Here is a 25,819-nt window from a genome sequence, read left to right on the forward strand (position 1 = left end):
GCTCGTCGTCGCCCGCCGCCGGCCGCCGGCGGTGCCCCGACCGCAGGACGCGACCGCAACCGCCCGGCCGCTCACCGGCGTCCCCGCCGGATCCGGACGGGTCCCTTGCCGGTGCCCGGCTCGACCACCTCGCCGCCGCGGGTGATCTCCACCGTGCCGTCGCGGGTCAACCGGCGTGCCGCTTCCCGTACCGGCTCCATCAGTGCCCGCCAGTCGCCGTCCCCGGCGACGGCCCTCGCCACCTCGCTGGGGCAGATGCTGGCGTCGGCGGCCCGGCGGTCCAGCAGCCCGAGGATCGCCGACTCCAGCTCGTCGCCGGTCCGGGTCCCCGGGGCCGGTCCGTCATCCGGAGCGGCGCCGGGTGCGGGCTGCGGCGTCCGGGGCTCTGTCTGGTGCTGCACCGTGCCAGTGTGCCCACCAGGACGTGGCAGGTCCGCGGGGCGGGGCGCCGTCACACCCGGACGGCGGCGGACGCGCCGATCCGGGCGACCCCGACGCGGCTCACCCGGGCACCGGCCCGACGCACGGCGGCTCTCCGCGGAAGGCCTCCGGGAGCAGCAGCACGGAATCGTCGCCCAGCGGGTTGATCCCGGGCCCCACCGCCAGGGTGTGGGCGACGAGGACGTGCAGGCACTTGACCCGGTCCGGCATGCCCCCGGCGGTCACCGCGATGCCCAGGTCCTCGACCGCGTCGCGGGTCGCCAGGTAGGTCTCGTGCGCGGTGCGGTACCGCTGCGCCAGGTCCGGGTCGGCGGCGAGCCGCGCGGTCATCTCCCGCATGACACCGGCCGACTCCAGCCGGCTCACCGCGGCGGACAGCACCGAGCAGGTCAGGTAGTACAGCGTCGGGAACGGGGTGCCGTCCGGCAGCCGCGGCGCGGTGAGGACAGACGCCGGGACGCCGTGCCGGCACCGGTGCGCCACGGCCAGCACCCCGCGGGCCGGCCGGCCCAGCTCGTGCGCCAGCGTCTCCAGGTCGTCGGACGTGGGCGGCCGCGGGTCCACCGGACCGCCTGGCAGGGCGGCGAGGCGCTGCAGCAGGTCGAGGTCGGACGGCCGGTCCATCGGCGCGTCAGGGCCGGTCGGCGGACGCCGGCTGCTCGGTGAGCGAGGTCCACATCTGCGAGTACCAGGGTCGGGCCGGCGCCGCGGGCCGGGGCGTCCCGGCGCTCACCGGGGCGGGCGCCGGCGCGGCGATGACGTAGACGGTGTCGCCGGGGCTGACGTACTGCAGCCGGCGGCGGGCCTCTGCGCGGATGTAGTCCGGGTCCTGCAGTGCGGCCTTGCGCAGCGCCAGGTCGTCGAGCCGCTGCTGCAGGGTCTGTTCGGTGCGCACCGCGTCGTTGAGATCGGCACGGCCGGACAGGTACGTGCGCAAGGGGAAGGCGAGCACCAGGGCGACCGCCGACAGCACCAGGCCGAGTACCAGGATCTGCCGCGCCAGCGGCGAACGGCGGCGCGGGACCGCCGGCGGCCGGGAGCCGCCGTCCACCGGGGACGGCCGCCGGCCGTTGCGTGACAGCCGCCCGCCGACCGGGGCGGACCCGCCGGTCCGGCTGGCCGGGCCGCCGCGGCGACCGGCCTGCCGCGGCGCCGACTCGGCGTCGCGGCGCGGGCCGGACCGGGGTCCGCGGGCCCCGCGGCCGCCGGATCGCCGGGACGGCCGGTGGGGCCCGGTGCCGCCAGGTCCCTGCTGCTGCGACGGCACGGGCGGCTACTTGGCCGAGTACCGCGGGAAGGCCAGCTCGCCCAGGTACCGGGCGGCGTCCCCGAGGTTCTCCTCGATGCGGAGCAGCTGGTTGTACTTGGCCACCCGCTCGGACCGGGCCGGCGCGCCGGTCTTGATCTGACCGCACCCGGTGGCCACCGCCAGGTCGGCGATGGTGGTGTCCTCGGTCTCGCCGGACCGGTGGCTCATCATGCAGCGGTAGCCGGACGAGTGCGCCAGGGTGACCGCGTCCAGGGTCTCGGACAGCGTCCCGATCTGGTTGACCTTGACCAGCAGGGCGTTCGCCGCGCCGCGGGCGATGCCCTCCTCCAACCGGTCGGGGTTCGTGACGAACAGGTCGTCGCCGACGACCTGCACCTTGCCGCCCAGCTGGCCGGTCAGCGAGATCCAGCCGTCCCAGTCGTCCTCGGACAGCGGGTCCTCGATCGAGACGATCGGGTACGCGGACACCAGCTCGGAGTAGTAGGCGATCAGCTCGTCCGCCGACTTCTGCGCGCCCTCGAAGGTGTAGGCCCCGTCGGCGTAGAACTCCGTCGCCGCGACGTCCATGGCCAGCGCGATGTCCGTGCCGAGCGTGTAGCCGGCGGCGCCGACGGCCTCGGCGATCAGGTCCAGCGCCGCCCGGTTCGACTCCAGGGACGGCGCGAACCCGCCCTCGTCGCCCAGGCCGGTGGCGTAGCCCTTCTTCTTGAGCACCGACTTGAGGGAGTGGTAGACCTCGGCGCCCCAGCGCAGCGCCTCCCGGAAGGTCGGCGCGCCGATCGGCGCGATCATGAACTCCTGCACGTCGACGGCGGTGTCGGCGTGCGCGCCGCCGTTGAGGATGTTCATCATCGGCACCGGCAGCACGTGGGCGTTCGGGCCGCCCAGGTAGCGGAACAGCTCCAGCTCCGCGGATTCCGCGGCGGCCTTGGCCACCGCCAGCGAGACGCCCAGGATGGCGTTGGCGCCGATCCGGCTCTTGTCCGGGGTGCCGTCCAGGTCGATCAGCTTCTGGTCGACCACGCGCTGCTCGATGGCGTCGACGCCGATGAGCTCCGGGCCGATGACGTCCAGCACCGCCTCGACGGCCTTCTGCACGCCCTTGCCGAGGTAGCGGGCGGCGTCGCCGTCCCGCAGCTCGACGGCCTCGTGCTCGCCGGTCGAGGCGCCGGACGGGACCGCGGCCCGAGCGAGCGAGCCGTCCTCCAGTGCGACCTCGACCTCGACGGTCGGATTGCCGCGCGAGTCGAGGATCTCTCGCGCTCCGATGAGTTCGATGGCGGCCACGATCGGCACCTTTCGTCTGTCGTCCGGCTGGTGCAGGCGGTGTCCGCCGGTCCCCGACCGGTCGGTCGGGCGGCGGTGGCACCGCGCACGGCGCACGGCCGCCCGGGGTGCGGTCGGCTCGTGCTGCCGTCGCAGCCTATCGGCGGCGGGTGCGAGGCCTGCCGGGGACTCGCCCGGCGGGGCTCAGGAGCCCAGCGCCCGCAGCCGCGGCAGGACCTCCTCGCCGTACAGCTCGAGGAAGCGGGCCTGGTCCGGTCCGGGGGCGTGGAACACCAGGTGGCGGAATCCGAGGTCGATGTAGTGCTGCACCCGCTGGACGTGCTCGTCCGGGTCGGTGGAGACGATCCACCGGCTGGCCGCCTGCTCGACCGGCAGCTCGTCGGACAGCCTCTGCATCTCGATCGGGTCCTCGACGCCGGACTTCTGCTCGGGGGTCAGCGCGAGCGCCGCCCAGTGCCGGGTGTCCTGCATCGCCCGCTCGTGGTCGTGGTCGAAGGACACCTTCATCTCGATCAACAGGTCCAGGTCGTCCAGCGTCCGGCCGGCCTTCTCCGCTCCCTCGGCGAGCGCCGGGAGCAAGGTGTCGCGGTAGAGCGAGTCCTGCTTGCCCGAGGTGGTGATGAACCCGTCGGCCACCCGGCCGGCGAGCCGCGTCGCGGCCGGGCCCGAGGCGCCGATGTAGATGGGGACGGGGGTCTCCGGCCGGTCGTAGATGGTGGCCTTGTCGGTGGAGTAGTAGGTGCCCTCGAAGGTGACCCGCTCGCCCGCCCACAGCGCCTTGATCAGCGTGACGGCCTCCTTGAGGCGGGCGAACCGCTCCTTGCCGTCCGGCCACTGCAGGCCGAGCGGCACCTCGTTGAGGGACTCGCCGGAGCCGACCCCGAGCACGACGCGGCCCGGGAACAGCACGCCCAGGGTGGCGAACGCCTGCGCGATGACCGCCGGGTGGTAGCGGAAGGTCGGGGTCAGCACCGACGTGCCGAGCACGATCCGTTCGGTCCGGGAGCCCAGCGCGCCCAGCCAGGGCAGCGCCGCGGGCGCGTGCCCGCCGTCGTGCCGCCACGGCTGCAGGTGGTCCGAGACGAACACCGAGTCGAAGCCGGCCTGCTCCGCCAGCACCCCGAAGTCCGCCAGCTCGCGCGGGCCGAACTGCTCGGCCGACGCCTTGTAGCCCAGCCGCAACGGCATGCCGATCTCCCTCCGTCCGGGCGCCCGGAGCGGGCGCGCCGGCTCCGATCATGCCCGCCCGCCGGGCGGCGGCGCCGGGCCGGTCCCGCCCCGCTCCGGGCCGGCACGGGCACCGGGGACCGCGGTCGGCACCGATCCGCACCCCCTGGACCGGCCGGGCGGGGCGCGGTCAGGCCGGCGCGGCGAGCGCGCCCCGCACCACCTCGGCGACCTGGTCAGACTCGACCAGGAAACCGTCGTGGCCGTGGTCGGAGTGGATGGTGACCAGCGGTCGCGCGGTGGGCGCCGTGGCCAGCCGGGCACCTTCGGCCGGGGTGTACAGCCGGTCGCTGTCGACCACCGCCACGGTCAGCGCCCCGCTGATCCGGCGCAGTGCGGCGTCGACACCGCCGCGTCCGCGGCCGATGTCGTGCAGGTTCATCGACTCCGTCAGGCGGAGGTAGGAGTTGGGGTCGAAGCGCGCGGCCAGCTTGGCGCCGTGGTACTGCAGATAGGACTCGATCGCGAAACGGCCACCGGCGGTGGGGTCCTCGCCGGACTGCGCCGCCCGGCCGAACCGCACGTCCAGCTCCTGCGCGCTGCGGTATGTGACGTGCGCGATCTGCCGGGCGACGGCCATGCCGGCCAGCGGCGCCGGACCGCCGTAGTAGTCGCCGCCGGCGAACGCGGGGTCCATCCGGATCGCGGCGAGTTGTGGGGTCGCCCAGGCGATCTGGTCGGCGCTGGCGGCCGCGGTGGTGGCCACCGCGACGACCCGGCGGACCCGCTCGGGGTACATCACCCCCCACTCCAGTGCGCGCATGCCGCCCATGGACCCGCCGATCACGGCGGCCCAGCCGGGCAGACCCAGCTGGTCGGCCAGCGCCGCCTCGGCGCGGACCTGGTCCCGCACCGTGATCCGCGGGAAGCGCGAGCCCCACGGGCGTCCGTCGGGAGCCTTGCTGGACGGCCCGGTGGACCCGCGGCAGCCGCCGAGGACGTTGGCGGCCACCACGAACCAGCGGTCGTCCAGCGGCGCGCCCGGTCCGATCAGGCCCGGCCACCAGCCGGGCGTGGGCTGGTCCGGGCCGGCCGGACCCACCACGTGCGCGTCCCCGGTGAGGGCGTGCAGCACCAGGACCGCGTTGTCCCGCGCGGCGTTCGGCGTCCCCCAGCTCTCGTACGCCATCCGCACCGCGGGCAGCACCGCGCCGGACTCGGTGGCCAGCGGCCCGACGTCGGCGTAGCGCCGACCGTCGGTCGGGCCGGCCGCGCGCGCGTCGGCACCGCCCGCCGGCCCGGTCGCCCGGACACCGGCGGACGCGCACGCCGCGGCGCGGCCGTGACCCGACGGCGGCACGTCAGCCCTTCGCCGCCCGGAAGCCGGCCTCGAGGTCGGCCAGGATGTCGTCGATGTTCTCGATGCCGACGGCCAGCCGGATCAGCCCGGGGGTGACGCCGGTGCTGAACTGCTCCTGCTCGGTGAGCTGCCCGTGCGTCGTCGACGCGGGGTGGATGACCAGCGACCGGACGTCCCCGATGTTGGCCAGGTTGCTGAACAGCTCCAGCGCGTCGGTGAACCGCTGCCCGGCGTCGACGCCGCCCTTGATCTCGAAGGTGACGATCGGGCCGCCGCCGCGGGGCGAGTACTTCTGCTGCGCCGCGTGCCACCGGCTGGATTCCAGCGCGGGGTAGGACACCGACTCGACGTCGTCCCGCCCCTGCAGGAAACGGGCGACGGCGGTGGCGTTGTCGACGTGCCGGTCCATCCGCAGGCTCAACGTCTCGATGCCCTGCGACAGCAAAAAGGCGTTGAACGGCGAGATCGCCGGCCCCACGTCGCGGAGCAGCTGCAGCCGCGCCTTGAAGACGAACGAGACGTTGACGCCGAACAGCCCCTCGGGCCCGAGATCCCGTCCCCAGGTGAGGTTGTTGTAGCTCGGGTCGGGAGTGTTGAAGCCGGGGAACCGCTCCGGGTCCGCGGTCCAGTCGAAGTTGCCCGAGTCGACGATGACGCCGGCGATCGCCGTGCCGTGACCGCCCAGGTACTTGGTCGCCGAGTGCACGACGATGTCCACGCCGTGCTCGAACGGGCGGATGAGATACGGCGTGGCGACGGTGTTGTCGACGACCAGCGGGACCCCGGCGGCGTGCGCCACGCCGGAGACGCCCTCGAAGTCCAGCACGTCCAGCTGCGGGTTCGAGATCGACTCGGCGTAGAACAGCTTGGTGTTGGGCCTGACCGCCGCCCGCCACGAGTCCAGGTCGTCGGGGTCCTCGACGAAGTCGACGGTCACCCCGTACTTGGGCAGCGTGTAGTGGAACAGGTTGTAGGTGCCGCCGTACAGCCGCGGCGACGCGACGACGTGGTCGCCGGCCTGGGCGATGGTCAGCACCGCGAGCGTCTCCGCGGCCTGCCCGGACGCCACCAGCAGCGCGCCGACCCCGCCCTCGAGCGAGGCGATGCGCTCCTCCACCACGGCCGTGGTGGGGTTGTGGATCCGGGTGTAGATGTTGCCGAGCTCCTCGAGCGCGAAGAGCTTGCGCCCGTGCTCGGACGAGTCGAACGCGAACGACGTCGTCTGGTAGATCGGCAGCGCCCGCGCCTTGGTGGTCGGGTCGGGCTGCTGGCCGGCGTGGATCTGGCGGGTCTCGAAGGACCAGTTGGGGCTCACGGTGGCTCCTGGTTGTGAGGGGGCGGCGGCCCCGCCGGCCGGACGCCCTTAGGCAGGGCAGGCGCGGTGGGGGCGTGGCGGTGCCGTCCCGTCGGGGACGGCCGGTGGTGCCCCCGGCGGGTCCGGTGGGGGGACGGGGGCGGATCAGCGGTGCAGGACCGCCGGATCGGAGCGCAGGGCACGGTCGTGCCGCCGGCTCAGCTGCGACAGCACATACGGTCGGCCACGACCAACTCCGTTCGGCATCCTCAGGGCCGGCCCGGAGTGGGCGGCCCGCGCTTGCGGGACGCCGGTTCGCACGTCCCGCCTGGTCATCACCCGGGGCACCCCACCGCGAGTGGAGGGTTGCCGGCCAGCGAGCCGGGGCTTGGCGCTGGCGCTCATGACCTGGCACGGAGTCTAGCCGCACGCGCCCGACCGGGCGAGGACGGTGAGCCGCCGCCCGGTAGTGTGCCGGCCACGCGCGGGCCCCTCGCCGAGCTCCCGCCCGGCCCGTGGTTCGACCGCGAGGAGTCCGGGCACCGCCCCGGCGGGTGGCTGCCGGCCGAGGTGCGACGAGGCCGCGGCCGTGTCCCGACCGGCGGCCGCGTCCCGGGCCGGTCGCCGCCCTGCGCACCAGCTCGCCCGCCCGGCCAGAACGGATGGACCCATGACGGACCTCAGCAACGCCGCCGGCGGCGGGATCGCGGCGGACACCGTGGACACCGTGGACACCGTGGACACCGTGGACACCGGGGACACCGGCGCCGGATCGGGTTTCCCGTCGGCGCTGCCCCTGCCCCGCACCCCCGACCCGCTGTCCGCCCCGGCGCTGCGCTGGGGGGTGGTGGCTCCCGGCGGCATCGCGGACCACTTCGTCCGGGCCGCCCACCGGTTCACCCGGCAGCGCTTCGTCGCCGCCGCCTCGCGCTCGGCCGAGCGGGCCGACCGGTTCGCGCAGGCGCACGGCATCGACCGTGGCTACGGCAGCTACGACGAGCTCTACGACGACCCGGACGTGCAGGTCGTGTACGTCGCCTCGCCGCACAGCGAGCACCACGCGCAGGCGCTGCGGGCCGTCCAGGCCGGCAAGTCCGTGCTGGTGGAGAAGTCGTTCACCCGCAACGCGGCGGAGGCCGCCGAGCTGGTGGCCGCGGCCCGGGCAGCCGGCGTCACGCTCGTCGAGGCCATGTGGACGCGCTTCCTGCCGCACACGGACGTGGCCCGGCAGCTGCTGGCGGACGGCACGCTGGGCGACGTGCGCACGGTGCTCGCCGACCACGGGGCGTGGTTCGACCCGGCCACCGCCGAACGGCTCTTCGCCCCGGAACTGGCCGGCGGCGCGCTGCTGGACCTGGGGGTCTACCCGGTCTCGTTCGCCTCGTTCGTCCTCGGTGCACCCGATGCCGTGCACGCCACCGGGCGGCTCACCAACACGGGTGTCGACGCCGAGATCTCGGCCGTGCTGCGGACCGGCTCCGCGGTCGCGGTCCTGCACACGACGCTGGCGGCCGCCACCCCGACGACCGCCAGCGTGTCCGGCAGCCTGGCCCGGATGGAGTTCGGCGAGCCGTTCTACTCCCCCACGTCGCTGACCTTGGTGCACCGCGACGGCCGCCGGCTGGTGCTGCCCGCACCCGGCGGCGCACACAAGGACGGGTTGGCCTACGAGGCGGCCCACATGGCCTCGCTCGTGGCGGACGGAGCACCCGAGTCGCCCCTGCTGCCGCTGGCCGAGAGCCAGCAGGTGATGGCCACCATGGACACGCTCCGGCGCCAGGTCGGCGTCACCTACCCCGGCGAGTAGCCCGGCTCCGGGCCGGGCGCCGCAGTCGACCCTTGCCGGAGGCTGAACACCCGTTTAGCATCCTGTCCGTGCGTTCAGCCGACGATGCCGACCTCACCGCGCGGGCCCGGATCCGGGACACCGCCATCCGGCGCTGGGGCACGGACGGGTTCGGCGCGAGCGTGCGCGGCATCGCCGCCGATGCCGGAGTCTCGCCCGCGCTGCTGCTGCACCACTGGGGATCCAAGGACGGTCTGCGGCAGGCCTGCGACGAGTACGTGCTGGACCGCTTCGCGCGGGAGACGGACCGGATGACCGCCCAGGAGCTGGCCACCGCGTCCGCCTGGGCGATCCTGGACCGCGATCCCGAGTTCGCACCGCTGGCCGCCTACGTCCGCCGGGCGGTGACCGACGAGCGGTCGGCCGGCCGGTTCTGGACCGCACTCGTGGACGACACCCGACGCTGGCTGCAGCAGGCGACGGCGGCCGGCCGGGTGCTCCCGACCCGGGACGAGGAGACCCGCGCCGAGCTGCTCGTCGTGCTCAGCCTGGGTGCCCAGCTGCTGGCGCACCACCTGGCCCCGCCCGGCACGCCGGCCGACCGGCTGCTGGCCGCGGTCTCCGAGCGGGTGACCGGCCCGGCGCTGGAGCTGTTCACCCACGGGCTGTTCACCGACGACCGGCTGCTGCAGGCGTACCTGGACCACCGACCCGGAGAGGAGCCACGGCCATGACCGGGACCGGGACCGACGGCGGGGCGTCCGACACGGGGACGGCCGACGCACCGGTGGTGCTCGGGGGGGTCGTCAAGACCTTCGGCCGGGTCCGCGCCCTCGACGGGCTGGACCTGGAGATCCGGCGCGGCGAGGTGCACGGGTTCCTCGGGCCCAACGGCGCCGGCAAGTCGACCACCGTCCGGCTGCTGCTCGGACTGGCGCGGGCCGACGCCGGGCGGCTGCGCGTCCTGGGCGGCGACCCGTGGCGGGACGCGGTGCTGCTGCACCGCCGGATGGCGTACGTGCCGGGCGACGTCAGCCTGTGGCCAGGGCTGTCCGGCGGGGAGGTGCTGGATCTCCTGGCACGGCTCCACGGCGGCGTCAACCGGACCCGGCGCGCGGAGCTGGTCGAGCGGTTCGAGCTGGATACGACCCGGCGCAGCCGCGGCTACTCCAAGGGCAACCGGCAGAAGGTGGCGCTGGTCGCGGCCCTGGCCTCGGACGCCGAGCTGCTGGTGCTCGACGAGCCGACCAGCGGCCTCGACCCGCTCATGGAACAGGTCTTCCGGCAGGCGGTGGCGCATGAGGCGGCCCGGGGCCGGACCGTGCTGCTGTCCAGCCATGTGCTGTCCGAGGTCGAGGTGCTGTGCGACCGGGTCAGCATCATCCGCGCCGGCCGGGTGATCGAGAGCGGCACGCTCGCCGAGCTGCGCCACCTGACCCGCACGGCCGTCACCGTCGAGCTGGGCGGTGTCCCGCCGGCCGCCGCGGCGGCCGACCTGCAGGCGGTCCCCGGCGTGCACGACGTCGCCGTGGACGGTGTCCGGGTCCGGTTCGACGCGGACCCGGCCGGGTTGACCGCGGCGGTGCACCTGCTCGGCCGGTGGCCGGTGACGGCGCTGCAGGCGTCCCCACCGACGCTCGAGCAGCTGTTCCTGCGGCACTACGCCGGCGCCGACCCGGCCCGGTCGCCGGCACGGCCGGCGGTGGGCGCGTCGTGACCACGTCCCGGGTCGGCGTGGCGACGGACCGGCCGCCGGCGCGGCGGGCGCCGGACGCCGCGGGCGCGGGCCGGCTGGTGCGGCTGCAGCTGCGGCAGGAGCGGTGGGCGCTGCCGGCGTGGGTGGCGGTGCTCGTCCTCACCGCGGTCTCGACGGTGTCGGCCATCCGCGGGCTCTACCCGGGGGCGGCGGAGCGGGCGGCGCTCGCGGCCGGGATCGCCGCGGACCCGTCGCTGGTCGTGCTGACCGGACGGGTGGCGACGACCTCGGTCGGCGGGCTGACCAGCTGGCGCCTCGGCGTGCTGCTGTCGGTCGCGGCGGGCGTCATGGGTCTGGTGACCGTGGTGCGGCGGACCCGCGGCGACGAGGACGCCGGGCGCGGTGACCTCCTCGTCGCGGCCGGGGCCGGCCGGGCGGCCGCGACGGTCGCCGCGCTGGCGGTCGCCGGCGCAGCGGCGCTGGCGGTCGGCCTGCTGACGGCGGCGGGCCTGGTCTCGCAGGGCCTGCCGGTGACCGGCGCGGTCGGGCTGGCCGGCAGCGTGGCGGGGTCGGCGCTGGTCTTCGCCGGCGTCGCCGCGGTGACCGGGCAGCTGTCCGGGTCGGGACGGGCGGCCGTCGGCAGCGCGGTGACGGTGCTGGCCGCCTGCTTCGCGCTGCGCGCGCTGGCGGACACCGTGGCCGGCCTCGGCTGGCTGAACCAGGTGTCACCGCTGGGTTGGCCGGCCGTCGTCCAGCCGTTCGGCGCGGACCGGTGGTGGGACCTGGTGCGGTACCCGGCGACAGCGGCGGTACTGGCCCTGGTCGCGGTCGCGGTGTCCCGACGCCGGGACGTCGGCGTCGGGCTGCTGCCGCCTCGGCCCGGACCGGCGGGGACCCGGGTGCTGGCCGGCCGGTGGTCGCTGTCGCTGCGACTGCTCCGCGGCCCGGGGGTCGGGACGGTGGTCGGCATGGCTGCCCTCGGCGCGCTCGCCGGCAGCGTGGGCGCCGACCCGGCGGGCCTGCTGCAGAGCACGCCGGCGGTCGAGGACCTCCTGCGCCGGATCGGCGGGCCCGGTGGCCTCGTTCCCGCCTACCTGGCGACCATGGGCGCGATGGTCGGCCTGTTCGTTGCGGCGCAGGCGGTGGCCGCCGTGCTCGCGCTGCGCCGGGAGGAGACCGCCGGGCGGTGGAGCCTGCTGCTGCCGCAGCCGCTGTCCCGGGTCCGGATGCTCGTGCTGCACCTGGCGGCCGCGCTGCTCTGGTCGGCGCTCGCGCTGGCCGCCGGCGGCGCGTCGATGGGGGCGGTGCTGGCCGGCCGCACCGGCCGCGGCGGGCTGCTCGGTGATGCGCTGGCCGCCACCGTGGTGCAGTTCCCGGCCGTGCTGGTGATGGCCGCGGTGGCCGCGCTGCTCGTCGGGGCGATGCCGGTCGCGTCCGGCGCCGCCTGGCTCGCGTGGGGCGCCGCGGTCGTGCTCGGCCAGCTGGGCGGCCTGCTGCAACTGCCGGGCTGGGTCACCGGGCTGTCGCCGTTCGCCCACGTCCCACGCCTGCCGGCGGTGGCGATGAGCTGGACCGGTCCGATCGGTCTGCTGGTGCTCGCCGTCGCCGTGGTCGTGCTGGCCGCCGTCGGCCTGCGCCGGCGGGACGCCGGCTGAGACCGGCGGCGCCGACGGATGCCCGGTCTCAGTCCTCGCCGGACCGGCCTTGCTCCCGGGCCTCGTCCTCGCCGCCGCCGCCATCGCGGTGGGCCGCAGCCAGCGCCGCCGCATGGCCGCGCGCCACCGCCCGCAGCGCCGTCTCGGGGTCCTCGCCCGCCGCACCGGCGGCGTAGGCCAGCCGGAAGATCTGCTCGGCGACCCCGTCCCCGTCCGGCAGCGGGACGTCGAGACCGAACCGGGCGGCCCGGGCGCCCAGCTTCCCGGCGAGCGCCAGCGCCGGCTGTCCCGTCGCCACCCCGGCCAGCGGGCCCGAGCGGCCCCGCTCGGACCGCTTGAGCTCGTCCCACTGTCGCTGCTGGTCCCCCGCCGAGGTGACGACGGGCCCACCGTCGGTGCCGAACACGTGCGGGTGCCGGCTGATCAGCTTGTCCACCAGGGCACCGGCGACGTCCTGGATGTCGAACCCGCCCTCGTCGCGCGGCGTCTCGGCGGCGATCCGGGCGTGGAACAGCACCTGGAGCAGGACGTCGCCGAGCTCCTCGCGCACGGCGCGGCTGTCGCCGTCCTCGATCGCCTCGAGCAGCTCGTAGCACTCCTCGACCAGATACCGGCCCAGCGAGGCGTGGGTCTGCTCGGCGTCCCACACGCAGCCGCCCGGTGAGCGCAGCCGGTCCATCACCGTGACGGCCTCGGCCAGCCGGTCCGCCGGCGGTCCGGGCAGTGCCGCCCCGAGGGGCGCGCCGGACCCCGGCGCTCCGTCGAGGGTCACGGGGTCACCATCCGCCGTTGCCGGGGACGACCTGCAGCGCCACCGGATCCCAGACGCCGTAGCGCGGGTTGACCCGGACGTCCAGCCCGGCCGCCTGCCTGCCCATCAGCAACGTGCCCAGGGCGATGACGGTGGCGGTGCCCTGGTCGGACAGCTGCGCCGTGGTCAGCGGGGTGTCGGCCACCGTCCGGGACAGGATGCGCAGCACGACGTAGGGGTACTGCGTCTCGCCGCCCTGCGGGACCAGGACGACGTCGCCGACGGCCGCGTCGAACAGCCCGGTGGGCATCAGGTCCGGACGGCCGGCGTTGCCGCCGCGGCCCACCATCGAGACGTCGGTCGGCGCCAGCGCCCGGCTGCCGGCCGCGGACAGCGCGGACGTCACCTGGGCGGACGTGCCGAGCAACCGGTTCCGCTGGACGGTGGCATCCGACCGGTCGGTGGCGTTCAGACCCTCCACCCGCACGGTGACGTCCTGCACCGCGGTGCCGCCGCCGGGCAGCTTCTTCAGGAGCTGGTCGATGGCCAGCACGTCGCGGACGGCGTCCCGGACGTCCGAGCGCGGGACCTGCAGCTGGCCGGCCAGCGACGCAGCGTCGTTGTGGTCCAGCACCTGCTGCACCTGCGGGTCGGTGACCTGCACGGTCCCGTCCGCGATGGCGGCGGCGACGATCCGGTGCCGGATGACGTCCGTCAGCTGCGCCCGGTTGACGGCCGACCGGGTCGACGCATCCGCGGCGTCACCCTGGCTGGAAGCGGCGAGGACCTCGCTGGTCCGCGCCTCGAGCGCGTCCTGCGAGACCACCGCGCCGTCCACGACGACGGCCGCTCCGGGCTGCGAGCTGCAGCCGCTGAGCAGCAGCACGCCGGCGAGCAGGGCCGCCCATCGGCTGCGGCGGACGCGCCGCGGACCCGCGTCGTCGTGGGTCAGCGTCGGGCTCACGGCTCGCTCCTCGTCGTCGGGATGCGCGCAGCATGCCACAGCCCGACCGGACGTCCCGGGACCTACCCGCGGCAGCGCAGCCCGCGGTCCGCTGCCGGCGTCAGTACGCCCCGGACGCGGCGGCGACCGCCTTGGCCGTCTTCCACAGGATCAGCAGGTCACCGGTGATGGACCAGTTCTCGACGTAGTAGACGTCGAGCCGGACGGTGTCCTCCCACGACAGGTCCGAGCGGCCGGAGACCTGCCACAGGCCGGTCATCCCCGGCCGGACGAGCAGCCGCAGCTTGGCCTCCTCGCCGTAGCCGTCCACCTCGGCGGCGAGCGGCGGCCGGGGGCCGACCAGACTCATGTCGCCCTTGAGCACGTTGAACAGCTGCGGCAGCTCGTCCAGGCTGAACCGGCGCAGCATCCGCCCCACCCGGGTGACCCGCGGATCGTTCTTCTGCTTGAACAGCACGGTGTTGCCGGCGTCGCGCTCGGCCAGCATGAGCTGCGGCAGCAGCGCCTCGGCGTTCGGCACCATGGACCGGAACTTGATCATCTTGAAGCTGCGGCCGTTGAGACCCACCCGCTGCTGCCGGAAGAACACGGACCCGCGGTCGGTGAGCTTGACCGCCAGACCCAGGCCGACGAACACCGGGGTGAGCAGCGCCAGCAGCACCGACGCGCCGACGATGTCGAACACCCGCTTCAGCAGCCGGTTGGCCCCGCGGTAGGTGGGCCGGTCGACGTGGATGAGCGGCAGGCCGGCCACCGGCTTGGTGTGCACCCGAGGACCGGCGATGCTGGTGAGTGCGGGCGCCAGCACCAGGTCGATGGACGTCTTCTCCAGCTCCCAGCCCAGTGCGCGGACCCTGCTCGGGCCGAACGCCGCAGTCGAGGTCACCGCCACGGTGTCGGCTCCGTACCGCTCCGCGACCGCGGCCACCTCGTCGAGACCGCCGAGGACGGGCACGCCGTCGACCAGCGGGACCCCGGCGGCATCGACCGGACCGTCGGCACCGGGAACGGTGCAGACGCCGATCACCCGGTAGCCGGCCAGCGGCGCCCTGGCCAGGTCGGCGAGCAACTCGCGGATGGTCCGGACGTTGCCGACGACCAGCACCCGGGACGAGTACTCGCCGTGCATGCGGCGGCCGTGCAGCCAGCGGCGCCAGATGAAGCGGCTGGCCAGCAGCGCCACCAGCCCGGCCGGCATCATGACCAGCACATAGGCCCGCGGCAGGTGCAGCGCGAACACGTAGGACGCGATGGCCACCAGACCGAACAGCACGATGGTGGAACGAACGATCCGCTTGTACTCGTCGGGACCGTGCCCGACCACCGAGGCCTCGCGGGTGCCGCCGAGGTGCAGGGCGACGAGCCAGAGCACCGACAGCGCGATGGTCAGCGAGATGTAGACGGTGGAGTCGGGATCCCGGGACACCCGGGTCGACGCCGCGCCGAACTGGACGGTGTGCGTGCCGATCGCCGCCCAGGCGGTCACCAGGATGTCGGTGAGGATCAGCCGGCGGCCGTACCGTGCGGCCCACGGACGCGCGGGCGGCGGGTCCACCGACACCCGGGCCCGCGGCGCCCGGCGCAGCGTCGACCGTCCGCTCGGCCGGACCCGCGCTGGTGCCGCCGCTGCCGGCTGCACCGTCTCCTCGACGCTCACGCCGAGTACCCCGCTTTCCTGGCTGATCGTCCCGACCCCGGGGGGACCGCGGACGTCTGTGGTTCACTGCCCGGACCTCGCGGTCCGGCGGCCGAGGGATGTCTGCTCACCCTCGGCACCGAAAAGCTATCGTTACGACCTCGATCGAGAAGCAAGAACCAGCTCACGGCACCCGAACGGGTGGTCACATGCACCGGTTGTAGCAATCCGAGGACTCGTTCAGAGGGCGACTCGACGGCTGCTGTCGTCGAGGGCGGAGAGGGCGCGCCGCAGCAACGTGCTCGACGTGTGCATCGTGTACGGGAAGTAGACGACCTCGACGCCGACCGCGGCGAAGTCCTGCTCGAGCTTGGCGCCCTTGGCGGTGCCCCGCCAGTCGTCGCCCTTGAAGATGTGGGTGAAGCCCAGGTCGCGCCAGGAGTCCAGCTTGTTCGGCGTGACCTCGGCGTAGACCTCGTCGACGACGTTGATCGCCTGGACGATCTCCATGCGCTCGGCCAGCGGGACGACCGGGGTCTTGCCCTTGGTGAGCTCGCACATCTCGTCCGACACGACGCCCGCGATCAGGTAGTCGCACTCCGAGCGGGCGTGTCGCAGGATGTTCAGGTGCCCGACATGGAACATGTCGTAGGCGCCAGGTGCATAGCCGATGCGTGTCGGCACGGTGGTGGCCTCTCGTCGCCGGGAACAGATCCGAGGTGGGCAGCTTCGCCCTACGCCCGGTCAGCCCCGACAACTGACGGCCCCTTCGGTGGTCTCCGATAGTAGTCGACTTCGGCCCCAATGGGCACCGTTTGCCCCTACTGCGCGATCATGAACCGTCCGATCGGTGACCAGGCGTCGGGTGGACACCCACTCATCACCCGGATGCACGGCACCGAAGGACGTCGCCACTCCTCCGAGTACGGGCGCCGGCAGCGGTCGCCGGACGGACGAGTGACGAGGGCAGCACGCCGGTATCGACGGCGACCTCCTACCACCCGGTCGGAGGCGGTTTGCCAGCATGGAGCGGTACGCGTCGACACAGCGAGGGGGGTGGGCGGTGGTCAGTCACCGGTCGACCGAGGAGGCAGGGGAACGAGCCGGGGCCGTCGCAGACGGCTTCGACGACTTCCGGGTCCTGCTGGTGTGCACGGCCAACCTGTGCCGCTCACCCATGGGCCAGTTCCTGCTGGACACCGCCGTGTCGGCCGCCTGGGCCGGCCACGGGCGGTGGATCGTCGGGTCGGCCGGCGTGCTCGCGGCGGACAACCGACCGATGCACCGTCGGGCCGCCAAGGTCCTGGCGGACCACGGCATCGACGGATCCCGCTTCCGGAGCCGCCGGTTGCGACCGTCGCTGCTGGAGTCGGCCGACCTGGTGCTGACGGCGACCCGGGACCATCGCGCGGAGGCGGCCCGGCTGCACCCGCCGGTGCTGCGCAAGCTCTTCACGGTCAACCAGTTCGCGTACCTGCTCGCGCACTCGCCCGTCCCGCCGCCCGCGCAGACCGCCGCCGAGGCCGGCCGGTCACTCATCGACGCGGCCGTGGCCGCGCGCGGGCGGGTGCAGGCGCGGACCGTCGAGGACGACCTGGCCGACCCGGTGGACCGGCCGCTGCGGGCTTTCCGGGAGTGCGCGCAGATCCTGTCCCGGGACGTCGCCCAGTTCCAGCGGCTGCTCGCGCAGCCCTGAGCCGACCTCAGCCCAGCTGTCGCCGGTGCCGCCGGAGCAGGCTGCGCACGAGCACGGGAGGTTCCGCGCCGCTCCGGCGTCCGCCGTCGAGCGTGGAGCTGGCGACGGCCGTGGTCGGACCCGGCGGCTCCTCCGGGCCCTTGGTGGCCTCGGCGTAGTAGCCGTAGGCCTTGGTGTCGTCCGAGCGCTTGCGCACCATGGAGAGCACCGCGCCGAGGATGCGGGCGTCGACGGCCTGCAGCGATCGCACCGAGGCCGCGACCTGCGTGCGGCTGGTCCTGCCCTGCCGCACGACGAGCAGCACGCCGTCGGCCAGCGTCGCGGCCACCGCGGCGTCCGTGACCGGCAGCAGCGGCGGGGTGTCGATGACGATCACGTCGAACATGCCGCGCAGCTGGCCCAGCAGCATGGCCATGTTGTGGCTGCCCAGGAGCTCGGACGGGTTCGGCGGGACGGATCCGCCGAGCAGCACGGTGAGGCCGTCGGCGTTCCAGGTCTGCAGCACGTCCCGCACGTCGGCGTTGCCGGCCAGCACGTCCGACAGGCCGACGGCACGCTCGAGCCCGAGGTACTCGGCGACCCGACCCTTGCGCATGTCGCCCTCGATGAGCAGCACCCGCCGGCCGGTCTCGGCGTAGAGGATGGCCAGGTTCGCGGCGGTGGTCGACTTGCCCTCGTTCGGTAGCGACGACGTCACCACGAGCACGTGCACGGGATTGTCGACGTCGACGAACTGGAGGTTGGTCCGCAGCTGCCGGAAGGCCTCCGCCCGGACGGACCGGACCGCCGGCCCGACCAGGATGGGGGTCCGCTTCGCGGAGGCGTCGTAGTAGAGCGTGCCCAGGGCCGGCAGTCCGGTGACCTCCCGGAGGGTGGCCAGGGAGCGGATCGAGGTGTCCAGGAGCGCCCGCAGCAAGGCGAGCAGGATGCCCAGGACAAGGCCCGATCCGATCCCCAGCATCAGGTTGCGCGACGTCCGCGGCGACACGGGCACGGGGTTCAGCGTCGGATCCGACGTCACGTTCAAGGCCACGGTCGCGCCGCTGGGGCCGGTGCTGCTGCGCCGGTTGTCGAGCCGGTCGACGAGAGGTCCGAACTCCTTCGCCACGGACGTCGCGATGGCGAGCGACCGCTGCGGCGACGTGTCGATCACCGTGGCCGTGAAGATGACGGTCTCCGCATCGGAGGACGGGGTGATCTCTGATGCGACCTTGGTCGCCGGGATGTCGAGCCCAGCGTCTTCGACGACGAGCTCCGCCAGCTCCTGGCTCTTGAGCAGCTTGGTGTAGGTCGCGATCCTGGCCAGGGCGTAGAGGTTGGCCTGGTAGGCGTTACCCCCGGCCGCGTCCGTCGGCGTGGACACGTAGAAGGTGACCGAACTTGCGTACAGCCGCGTCGCGGTCTCGTTCAGTCCGATCGCACCGCCCACGCCGAGCAGGGTGCACAGGGCGACGACCCACCAGCTCTTCCGGATCGCGCGTACGTACCAGCGGAAATCCATCCTGGCGGGTCCTTCCTGACCGAACGAACGACCTGGTCCGCGGTCGCTGTCTCGGGGACCGGTGCCGGCGGAAGGCTCGCTGTCGTAACGAATTCTAGGTGGGTTGTCTGCTGTGCCGGGTGGGTTCACTCCAGGCCGACCAGCACCCTGGAGTGAACCTCCCACACCCAGGAGGGTGAAGCGCGTCCGCTGTGCCGCCCGGCCTCAGGCGACGGGTCGTCGACCGGTCAGGTCCTTGACGCCCACGGTGACCGGGGCGTTGGTCGCAGCCGACGAGACGTAGGCCACGAGCGCGACGGATCCGCTCCCCTGCAGCGCAGCTGCCGGTGAGGGATCGATGACGGAGCTCTGCCAGTCGGGCTCGGTGGTCCCGTCGAGCCACACCTTCGCCTGCAGCGTGACGTCCGTGGTCCCCGCCACGGAGAAGCGCACATGCAGGTCCGATCCGGCCGTGTACCGCAGCCCGGCGACGGAGAGCGCCTTGAGCGTCGTGGAGACGCCGCCACTGATCCGGACGAGCTGCAGGGTCACCGTCCCCGTCGTCGTGAACACGACGGTCGTCCGGTACTCGCCCGACGACGTCTTGCGCACGGACCCGGAGACCATGGTGCTACCGCCGGTCGGCGCCTTGTCCAGGTTCACCATCCAACTGAGATCGACGTCGGCCGCCTGGACGCTGCTCAGCGACGCGGTGCGGGTGACACCCTTGCCGGTCGGCAGCAGGCCGTAACCACCGGCGACCGACGCGGCTGGTGTCCCGGACGTGACCGCCCAGGCTCCACCCACGTCAGCCGTCCCCCAGCCGGACGGGACGGTCCGGCCGAAGGCGTCGGCGAAGAGCTGGTCGGACACCGTCACCGAACGTGCGCTCGTCCCGGCCAGTCCCCCGTCGTCCTTGACGGTCAAGGTCACCACATAGGAGCCGGCGGTCGCGTAGGTGTGGGACGCCGTCTTCCCGGTCGCAGTGGCACCGTCGCCGAAGTCCCAGGAATACGACGAAATCGTGCCGTCGGTGTCCTTCGACGCGCTGCCGTCGACCGACAGCGTCAGTCCGGCGGCCGTCGACGTCCAGGACGCGGTCGGGGCGCTGTTCGGCGCGGTGACCGTGACGGTGCGCGTCGCGGTGTCCTTGCCGCCGCGATCGTCGGTCACCATCAGGGTCACCTGGTAGTCGCCGGACCGCGGATAGGTGTGGGTCGCCGTCGCACCGGAGCCCGTACCGCCGTCCCCGAAGTTCCAGGCGTACGAGGCGATGGTGCCGTCCGGATCGGCCGAGGCGCTCCCGTCGACCGACAGGCCCAGGCCGTCGGCCGTGGACGTCCACGACGCGGTCGGCGTCTGGTTGGCCGGCGACACGGTCACCGACTTGGTCACGGTGCCGGTGTCACCCCGGTCGTCGGTGACGGTCAGGGTCACGGTGTAAGTGCCGGCCGCGGCATAGGTGTGCATGGCGGTGGCGGTGGTCGCGTTCCCGCCGTCGCCGAAGTTCCAAGCGTAGGAACGGACGGTGCCGTCCGGATCGGACGACCCGCTCCCGTCGACGGTGATCGCCAGGTTGTCGCTCGACGCCGTGAAGGAGGCCGTCGGCGCGACGTTCGGCGGCAACGTGACCGTCACCGGGTGGCTCACCGTGTTGGTGGCACCCGCGTCGTCGGTCACAGTCAGGGTCACGGTGTAGGTGCCGGCCGCGGCATAGTCGTGCGTCGCCGTGGCGCCTGTCCCGGTGCCGCCGTCGCCGAAGTTCCACGCGTAGCCGGCGACCGTCCCGTCCGTGTCCGCGGAGGCGGATCCGTCCACGGCGGCCCGCAGGTTCGAGACCGTCGCGGTGAAGGCGGCCGTCGGCGCGGCGTTCACCGCGGCACCCGTCTGGTAGTGCTGCGCGACCTGGGCGGCGGTCAGCACCTTCGGGTACACCGCGGCCTCGTCGATGGTGCCGTTGAAGTAGGCGCCGCCGGACCAGCTGGCGTCGCCACCGACCCGCCAGTAGCCGGTGTAGTTCTGGGACCCGGTGTTGGGGTTGCCGGCGACCCGGGCGCCGTCCAGGTAGAGGTTCATGCCGGTCGACCCCATGGTCGCTACGACGTGGTGCCACTGCCCGTTGTTGTAGGCAGCCGGGCTGGCCACGGCGATCTTGCCGTTGTTGTAGGCGCCGAACGCGACGCGGCCGTCCGCCTGCATGTAGACGTGTCGGTCGTAGGAGGTCGACAAGCCGGTCTTGGCGGTGCCGAACCCGATGATCTTGCCACCGGTGGTCGACGTGGTCTTGAACCAGGACTCGAGCGAGTAGGTGGTCGGGTTGGTGAACGAGGCGTTGGACGACACGAAGCCGGTGGCGCCGTCGAAGGTGACGGCGGTGTCGGACACTCCGCTGATGGCACCGGCCACCTGCTTGGCGACCGAGCCCTGGTAGGTGCCGGGGTTCACGCCCGGACCCGAGTCGGCCGCGGTGGTGCCGGCACTGGCGTCACCGAGCCGCCAGAACAGCGTCGGGTCCTCGCCGTAGACCGCGCTCCCGTACTTGTCGGCCGGCGCGGACGGCACCGTGGAGGTGCGCCCGGAGGCGTTGTACTGCGCGACGACCTGCGCCTGGCTCAGGGCGGTCGGGAAGACGGCGATCTCGTCGAGAGTGCCGTTGAGGTAGCCCGACGATCCGGCGTTGGCGTAGCCGCCGGTGCTGTCGCCGCCGGCGCGCCAGTAGCCGACGTACTTCTCACCGGCGGTCACGTCCGTCCGGGAGCCGACCTTGACGCCGTCGACGTAGAGCACCATGCCTGCCGGGCTCAGCTCGGCCACGGCCTGGTGCCAGGCGCCGTCGTTGTAGGACTTGACGGTCTGCAGCGAGGTCGATGCCGACGCGCCGTTGCCCCACACGCCGAAGTTCAGCTTGCCGGTGTTGCCCATGTAGATCTGCCGGTCCCGGTGAGCCGAGGTGCCCGTCTGCATGTCGGAGAACCCGAGGATCCGGCCGCCGGAGGTGGACGTCGTCCTGAACCACACGGACGCGCTGAACACGTTGGGCGCGACGAGGGCGCCCTTCGTCGAGGCGGTCGCCGTGGTGTTGCCGGCGAAGGTCATGCCCGTGTCGCCCGGAACCGCGCCGGCCGCACCGGGGGTGACGCCCGCGTCCAGCACCGCGTCGTTGTAGCCGGCGAGGTCGCGGGCCACGCCCGCCCCGGTGTCGTTCATCGGCCAGTACAACGACGCGCCTTGACCGAGCACCGTCTGGCCGTAGGAGGAGACACTGCCGCTCGCGGCCACCACGACGCTCGACGACTGTCCCAGCACCTGGTTGCCGGACGGATCCTTGACCAGGAACCGATAGCTGACGGTCTGTCCGGGTGTCAGACCCGTGTCGGTGTAGCCGACCATCGGCCGCTCCCACTCGGCGGAACCGACGGTGGTGGTCCAGATCGCCACACCGTTGCGCTGCAGGGTGTACGTCAGCTGCCGGTCGTCCCGATCCCACGCTGCCGGTACGGCGACCTTGACGGCACCGGCGGACGGCGTCGTCAGCGTCGGCGTGAGGTCGGCACTGCTGACGAACGGGCCCTGCTTGTTCGTGGCGAGGGACTTGACCGCGAACCGGGCCAGGCCCTGCTGCGCCTTGCCGTTCACGTTGACGAACTCGCCCCCCAGGACGACGTAGTCGCTGTTGCCGGTGACGGTCCAGGCGGCCTGGTCCTTGCCGGTGTACGTGCCGGGATCGAGCTTGGGGAACCAGGATTGGAGCGACGGCGAGGGCCGGTTGACCCAGTTGGTGTACCCCAGGTTGTCGTGCAGCAAGGTCCCGGTGGCGTCCGGGGTGAAGGCGATGGCCCGGTTGAACTTCCAGGCGGAGGGCTGCGGCCAGCCCATGTCGTTGCCGCAGTAGTGGGCGTGCCCGACGTTGTAGACCGCGGCCGAGTTGGCATAGACACCGTAGGTGTCACCGTGGCAGTCCTCGATCCACTGCACCGCACCGGTGTAGGGGTCCGCCTTGAACATCCCCTCGAGGTTGCCGTCGGACCCGAACTTGAAGCCACCGCCGTAGATCGACGTCCCGTCCGTCGACAGCGACAGGATCGCGGAGTTGGTCCCGCTGTTGGTCACCACGGAATTCAGCGCCCAGGGAAGGAGCGCACCGGTCGTCGCGTCGATGGACGCCGTCCCGCGGGCCGACTGGCCGTTGATGGTGGTGAAGAATCCGCCGACGATCAGCCTGCTGCCGTCGGGAGCGAGGACCATCGACCTGACGGTGCTGTCCGCACTGGGCGCCCAGTTCAGCAGGGCGCCGGTCGATGCGCTGAAGGCCGCGAGACGATTGCGCGTGCCACCGTTGGTGAAGGCGCCTCCGACGTAGACCGTGCTGTTGGTCGCGACGATGGTCTCGACCGTGTAGTCCACGGACGGTGCGAACGAGGCGATGAGCGTCCCGGTGGCGACGTCGAATGCGGCGATCCGGTCACGCTTCGTCCCGTTGATCGCGGTGAAGTAGCCGCCGATGTAGACCCGCTTGCCGTCGGGCGACAGTGCCACCGACCGGACCTGGTTGTTCACGACCGGTGCGAACGATGTGAGCGCGCCGGTCGAGAGGTTGTAGGCCAGCAGATTGCTCCGCGCCACCTCGTTCTGCCCGAGCGCGGAACCGGCCGGCCTGCCCTTGGTGAACTGCCCGCCGGCGAACACCGTGTTGCCCGCGATCGCCTGGGACCAGACCACGCCGTCGATCTGCGCGGTCGGCAGGGCGTCGGCGGTCACCACGCCGTCCGAACGCTGCTGTTCGGACGCGGGCTCTGCGGACGCGGTCGCCGGCGCGGCAACCAGACCGACCGCGGCGAGGGCAGCGGCGACGGTCGCGGTGAGGGCGGTCCGGAAAAGAGGACGGGGACGCACGCGCTGCTCCTGGGTCGAGACGACGGCCTTGTGATGGTGTGCCCGGGCCCCCGCGGCCGGGCGCATCCCTGCTTCCTCACCCATGACCGCAGCGAGTGCGGGGATGGGGAATTGAGCAGAGATGCCGGAATCCGGATCAGCATAACAGGCTGTAGGCACCGCCGTTCGGCCCTACGCCTTTCGGTGCGAGCATTCACCCGACGAGGCGAGCGAAGTCCGTGCAGCCGGCGCACGACGGTGACCAGCACCCGACCGAGCCGTGCTTGCACCGTCCAGAGCTCCTGCCTCTGCGGCCCGTCGTGGACGCTCGAACGCCTCGGCGACGGCGGCAGTGGGTCAGGGCATGAACGGTGTGGTCGGACACGTCGCACGGCCCGGCGACCAAGGTGCCGGACGGTGTCCCTCCTGGATCCGGTCTGCCGCTGTCACCCGAAGTGACCGCATCCGTCCCTCATGCGTCCGTCAGAGCGAGGGCGCGCCCCTCCGGGGTTCGTCCTATCGGCTTATCGGGTGACTGTGCGTCATTCGCGGCGTGGACTTGAGGCTCGCATGCCAGGGTCGCCCCATGTCCAAGCGCCTGTCGTTCCTCCGTGCCGGCCTGGCCGCGTTGTCGGCCGCCGCCCTGCTCCTGACCGCCACTCCGGCGGGTGCCGTGCAGCCGTCCGCGACCAAGCCCGCTGCCGTCGCCACCCGAGCGGCCGCGGTGTCCTTCTCGGTCCGGATTAACGGACCTCTGACGGTGGGCTACCACCGGGCGACCGAATTCGTCTTCACGGTGACGAAGGGCGCCGGATACGCAAGGGATCAATACGCGGTGCTCGCTCTGCCGCGCAACGTCAAACGCGCGATCATGGACGACTACGAGACCACGGTGATCGGGCTCTCGAACGAACGGGTCATCCTCGAGCACGCCATCGACCCGAACGACGGCCCTTCGGTCTCCGAATACCACTACTACCTGTACGGGACGGCCCGCGGACCGGGCCGGGTCACCGTCGCCACCTACGCTTCTGCGCCCGATCCCGACCGCAAGGACAACATCGCGTCAGCGGTCCTCCGCGTGCGTTGACCCGGCCCCCGGAACGAGTCGGCGCAACCCCGCAACGCCCGACGCGGGACGCACCATCGGTGCGTCCCGCGTGTACGTCCAGGTCGATCAGGGACGGCGGTCCCACACGGGGGTCGGGCAGCTGGTCAACAGCGGCCGGGTGGCCTGCGCGCGATCGAGCCGCACGACGAAGGGCTTGCCGTCGGTCAGCACCGCGTTGACCACGCGGTGCCCACCGGTGTCGCCCGAGCGCGCGTCCGTGCTCGACAGCGGCGATCCCCAGTACCGCATGGACGACAGCGAATTGCCACCCAGGCGCGGCGCGAAATGCACCGTGTTCCGCGACTTCTCGCTGTTGATACCGGTGCCGGACGTGCCGCCCCCGCCGCCGTTCTCCCGGCCGACGCCGTTGAACTCGGACCGCAGATTGTAGGTCGTCACATCGGTCGACTGCCAGAACGAGATCCCGTGCGAGTATCCCATGTCGTGCAGGTTGCAGTCGTACATGACCACGTTCGACGTCGAGTTGATGCCGACCCCGCACCCTGCGATCTTGGTCCCGGTCACCGCGTCGCGGCCGTCGACCTCGACGTTGTAGAAGCTGGCGCCGCTGCCGCCCAGGATGTTGATCGAGAAGGTCTCTCCGGGCGGGGAGTTGAGGTTACCGGGGATGCCGCGCACCAGCAGGTTGCTCAGCGTGGGCGACGGGCAGTTCGCCAGCACCAAGCCGTTGTACAGCGTCTTGGTCGAGGAACCGGCCGGACGCTGCACCGTGCCGTCGACCGTGAAGTTGGACAGCGTGATCGGGATGCTGCCTCTGGCCGCACGGATGACCTGCAGACCGTTCGTCGTGCCGAGCGGGTAGGTCGGCGGGACCCATCGCTGCACCTGCGCGGCGGTCACCGTGTCCGGGCGGACCCGGAGGATGGTGTCGCGACCGGAACCGATCAGGCTGACGTTCGGCGGGATCAGGATGCCGATGTAGTCGGCCGACTGGGAGAAACCGATGGCCTCGAACACTCCGGCCGGCAGCGTGAGCGTCGGCGCCGCGGCCAGCTTGGCCACCTTGTTCAGCGCGGCCTGGATGTTGTTGCCGACGCCGAGATCCTCGATCGGGAAGTAGGTCTCGCCGGTCGGCCGTTCGTCACTGTTGTAGGCAAGGGCGTTGATGACGGACACCCCTGCCCCGGTCGTCGTGGCCGCGGCGCGGACCGGCTGCGTGCGGGCGGACGCCCAGGCGGGCATCGAGGACGCGCCGAGGGCGACCAGGGGGGCCGCCGCCGCGGCCAGGCGGAGTGCGTTGCGCCGGGACAGCATTGTCGGTCGCACCGAGCCGGTCCGGTTGTCGTTCACCGTGTCTCCTTAAGCAAGGAGGCGACTCTCGCGGAAACGATC

The 25,819-nt window shown here is 73.0% G+C and carries 20 protein-coding genes and 1 riboswitch; of the genes, 6 read left to right on the plus strand and 14 right to left on the minus strand.

Annotated elements, in window-relative coordinates; all coding sequences use genetic code 11:
* Positions 1-71 precede the first annotated feature (71 nt).
* From IEY37_RS01725 to IEY37_RS01755, 7 genes are all read right to left on the minus strand, one after another.
* Positions 72-308 carry a DUF3253 domain-containing protein gene (locus tag IEY37_RS01725; protein WP_373298239.1) on the minus strand — a complete coding sequence of 79 codons (237 nt, stop codon included), beginning with the start codon at positions 306-308 and terminating at the stop codon, positions 72-74.
* A gap of 193 nt (positions 309-501) precedes the next feature.
* Positions 502-1,065 (minus strand): DUF501 domain-containing protein, encoded by a 564-nt coding sequence (locus IEY37_RS01730; RefSeq protein WP_188939760.1) that lies wholly within the window; start codon positions 1,063-1,065, stop codon positions 502-504.
* 7 nt (positions 1,066-1,072) lie between these two features.
* Positions 1,073-1,492, minus strand: a complete 420-nt coding sequence (locus IEY37_RS01735; RefSeq protein WP_188939761.1) for a septum formation initiator family protein — start codon at positions 1,490-1,492, stop codon at positions 1,073-1,075.
* 222 nt (positions 1,493-1,714) lie between these two features.
* A complete protein-coding gene (eno, locus tag IEY37_RS01740; protein WP_188939762.1) occupies positions 1,715-2,998 on the minus strand; it encodes a phosphopyruvate hydratase in 1,284 nt (427 codons plus the stop codon).
* A gap of 183 nt (positions 2,999-3,181) precedes the next feature.
* A complete protein-coding gene (fgd, locus tag IEY37_RS01745) occupies positions 3,182-4,186 on the minus strand; it encodes a glucose-6-phosphate dehydrogenase (coenzyme-F420) (RefSeq protein ID WP_188939763.1) in 1,005 nt (334 codons plus the stop codon).
* A gap of 169 nt (positions 4,187-4,355) precedes the next feature.
* Positions 4,356-5,525, minus strand: coding sequence for a homoserine O-acetyltransferase MetX (metX, locus tag IEY37_RS01750; protein ID WP_188939764.1), 1,170 nt, complete (start codon positions 5,523-5,525; stop codon positions 4,356-4,358).
* Between the two features lies 1 nt (position 5,526).
* Positions 5,527-6,840, minus strand: a complete 1,314-nt coding sequence (locus IEY37_RS01755) for a bifunctional o-acetylhomoserine/o-acetylserine sulfhydrylase (protein WP_188939765.1) — start codon at positions 6,838-6,840, stop codon at positions 5,527-5,529.
* 270 nt (positions 6,841-7,110) lie between these two features.
* Positions 7,111-7,228, minus strand: a riboswitch (SAM riboswitch).
* 261 nt (positions 7,229-7,489) lie between these two features.
* Here IEY37_RS01755 and IEY37_RS01760 point away from each other — a divergent pair.
* From IEY37_RS01760 to IEY37_RS01775, 4 genes are all read left to right on the plus strand, one after another.
* Complete coding sequence (locus IEY37_RS01760) at positions 7,490-8,626, plus strand: Gfo/Idh/MocA family protein (RefSeq protein WP_188939766.1); 1,137 nt, start codon at positions 7,490-7,492, stop codon at positions 8,624-8,626.
* Between the two features lie 68 nt (positions 8,627-8,694).
* Positions 8,695-9,339, plus strand: a complete 645-nt coding sequence (locus IEY37_RS01765) for a TetR/AcrR family transcriptional regulator (protein WP_229673556.1) — start codon at positions 8,695-8,697, stop codon at positions 9,337-9,339.
* Positions 9,336-10,322, plus strand: coding sequence for an ABC transporter ATP-binding protein (locus IEY37_RS01770; RefSeq protein WP_188939767.1), 987 nt, complete (start codon positions 9,336-9,338; stop codon positions 10,320-10,322). The genes IEY37_RS01765 and IEY37_RS01770 overlap by 4 nt, the downstream gene beginning before the upstream one ends.
* A complete protein-coding gene (locus tag IEY37_RS01775) occupies positions 10,319-11,956 on the plus strand; it encodes an efflux permease Rv1217c-related protein (RefSeq protein WP_188939768.1) in 1,638 nt (545 codons plus the stop codon). Before IEY37_RS01770 ends, IEY37_RS01775 begins: the two co-directional genes overlap by 4 nt.
* A 28-nt stretch (positions 11,957-11,984) precedes the next feature.
* On the opposite strand, the gene IEY37_RS01780 is transcribed toward IEY37_RS01775, so the two are convergent.
* The 4 genes from IEY37_RS01780 to IEY37_RS01795 all read right to left on the minus strand — a co-directional run bounded on the left by IEY37_RS01780 (position 11,985) and on the right by IEY37_RS01795 (position 15,952).
* Positions 11,985-12,728 carry a nucleoside triphosphate pyrophosphohydrolase gene (locus IEY37_RS01780; RefSeq protein WP_229673558.1) on the minus strand — a complete coding sequence of 248 codons (744 nt, stop codon included), beginning with the start codon at positions 12,726-12,728 and terminating at the stop codon, positions 11,985-11,987.
* A 4-nt stretch (positions 12,729-12,732) separates the two neighbouring features.
* Positions 12,733-13,671 (minus strand): hypothetical protein, encoded by a 939-nt coding sequence (locus IEY37_RS01785; RefSeq protein WP_188939769.1) that lies wholly within the window; start codon positions 13,669-13,671, stop codon positions 12,733-12,735.
* Positions 13,672-13,771: 100 nt separating this feature from the next.
* Positions 13,772-15,328 (minus strand): sugar transferase, encoded by a 1,557-nt coding sequence (locus IEY37_RS01790; RefSeq protein ID WP_229673560.1) that lies wholly within the window; start codon positions 15,326-15,328, stop codon positions 13,772-13,774.
* Positions 15,329-15,547: 219 nt separating this feature from the next.
* Positions 15,548-15,952 carry an FAD synthase family protein gene (locus IEY37_RS01795; protein ID WP_373298240.1) on the minus strand — a complete coding sequence of 135 codons (405 nt, stop codon included), beginning with the start codon at positions 15,950-15,952 and terminating at the stop codon, positions 15,548-15,550.
* A gap of 418 nt (positions 15,953-16,370) precedes the next feature.
* Between IEY37_RS01795 and IEY37_RS01800 the strand changes: the two genes are divergently transcribed.
* Positions 16,371-17,003 carry an arsenate reductase/protein-tyrosine-phosphatase family protein gene (locus IEY37_RS01800; protein ID WP_188939771.1) on the plus strand — a complete coding sequence of 211 codons (633 nt, stop codon included), beginning with the start codon at positions 16,371-16,373 and terminating at the stop codon, positions 17,001-17,003.
* A 7-nt stretch (positions 17,004-17,010) separates the two neighbouring features.
* Here the strand turns inward: IEY37_RS01800 and IEY37_RS01805 are convergent, their stop codons facing one another.
* Together IEY37_RS01805 and IEY37_RS22620 are read right to left on the minus strand one after the other, a co-directional pair.
* Positions 17,011-18,504: a tyrosine-protein kinase domain-containing protein gene (locus tag IEY37_RS01805; RefSeq protein WP_188939772.1), complete on the minus strand. Its 1,494-nt coding sequence runs from the start codon at positions 18,502-18,504 to the stop codon at positions 17,011-17,013.
* A 204-nt stretch (positions 18,505-18,708) separates the two neighbouring features.
* Entirely contained in the window at positions 18,709-23,460 is a 4,752-nt protein-coding gene (locus IEY37_RS22620) for a PKD domain-containing protein (protein ID WP_308426357.1), read from the minus strand.
* Between the two features lie 481 nt (positions 23,461-23,941).
* Between IEY37_RS22620 and IEY37_RS01815 the strand changes: the two genes are divergently transcribed.
* Positions 23,942-24,445: a hypothetical protein gene (locus IEY37_RS01815; protein ID WP_188939773.1), complete on the plus strand. Its 504-nt coding sequence runs from the start codon at positions 23,942-23,944 to the stop codon at positions 24,443-24,445.
* A gap of 87 nt (positions 24,446-24,532) precedes the next feature.
* On the opposite strand, the gene IEY37_RS01820 is transcribed toward IEY37_RS01815, so the two are convergent.
* Positions 24,533-25,777, minus strand: a complete 1,245-nt coding sequence (locus tag IEY37_RS01820) for a hypothetical protein (protein WP_188939774.1) — start codon at positions 25,775-25,777, stop codon at positions 24,533-24,535.
* Positions 25,778-25,819 lie beyond the last annotated feature (42 nt).

Origin of the sequence: Nakamurella endophytica (assembly GCF_014646215.1) — a bacterium.
GTDB classification, from domain to species: Bacteria; Actinomycetota; Actinomycetes; order Mycobacteriales; family Nakamurellaceae; genus Nakamurella; species Nakamurella endophytica.